The organism is Neorhizobium sp. BETTINA12A (assembly GCF_023006485.1).
Classification (GTDB): domain Bacteria; phylum Pseudomonadota; class Alphaproteobacteria; order Rhizobiales; family Rhizobiaceae; genus Neorhizobium.
In genome coordinates, this window is the sequence record NZ_JALBGW010000350.1 from 1 (window position 1) to 810 (window position 810).

Annotated in this window: 1 protein-coding gene and 1 pseudogene; both read left to right on the forward strand. The window is 67.2% G+C overall.

The features are described 5' to 3' along the window. Positions 1-281, forward strand: a pseudogene (locus tag MOV61_RS30085) (iron ABC transporter permease); the annotation flags it as partial. Beyond that, on the forward strand, positions 278-810 hold a 533-nt coding region (locus tag MOV61_RS30090), incomplete at its 3' end, for an ABC transporter ATP-binding protein (protein WP_247139200.1). The pseudogene MOV61_RS30085 and the gene MOV61_RS30090, both read left to right, overlap by 4 nt.

Sequence of the window (810 nt, forward strand, 5' to 3'; positions counted from 1 at the left end):
GGCGTTCGCCGGGCAATGCGCTGCTTGCGACGACGATCCGGCTTGCGGCACCGGGGGCAGCGGCGGGCGTCGCACTCTCCTCGCTTGGCATCATGAACGAACTCACCGCCACACAGATGCTGGCGCCGAACGGCACCCGCACGCTCGCCATGGCTTTCTGGGCGCTGACCGGCGAGATCGACTATGCGGGTGCTGCGCCTTATGCGGTGCTGATGGTGGCCTTTTCGCTGCCGCTCACCTTTCTTCTCCATCATCAATCGAAAAAGATCGCCGGGCGATGACGCTGCTTACCCTGACCTCCCTGCGCAAACAGTACGGTTCCGTGGCCGCCCTCGACGGCGTCGACCTGTCGGTGACAGCCGGCAGCCGCACGGCGATTGTCGGCCCGTCCGGCTGCGGCAAGACTACGCTGCTGCGCCTGGTTGCCGGCTTCGACGCTCCGGACGGAGGCCGAATCGTGTTCGATGGGCGGACGCTTGCCGACGGCTCGTCCCAGGTGCCGGCGCACAAACGCGGCATCGGCATCGTGGCGCAGGACGGCTGCCTGTTTCCGCATCTGACGATCCGCCAGAATATCGGTTTCGGGCTCGAGGCGGAGGCCACGGTCAAGAATGCCCGCATCGCGGAGTTGATGGACATGGTCGGGCTCGACCGGGCCATGCTCTCCCGCAAGCCGGACCAGCTCTCAGGCGGTCAGCAGCAGCGCGTGGCGCTTGAGAGGGCCTTGGCCCGCAAGCCGCGGCTGATGCTGCTCGACGAGCCCTTCTCGGCCCTGGATACGGGTCTGAGGGCGGCGACCCGCAAAGCGGT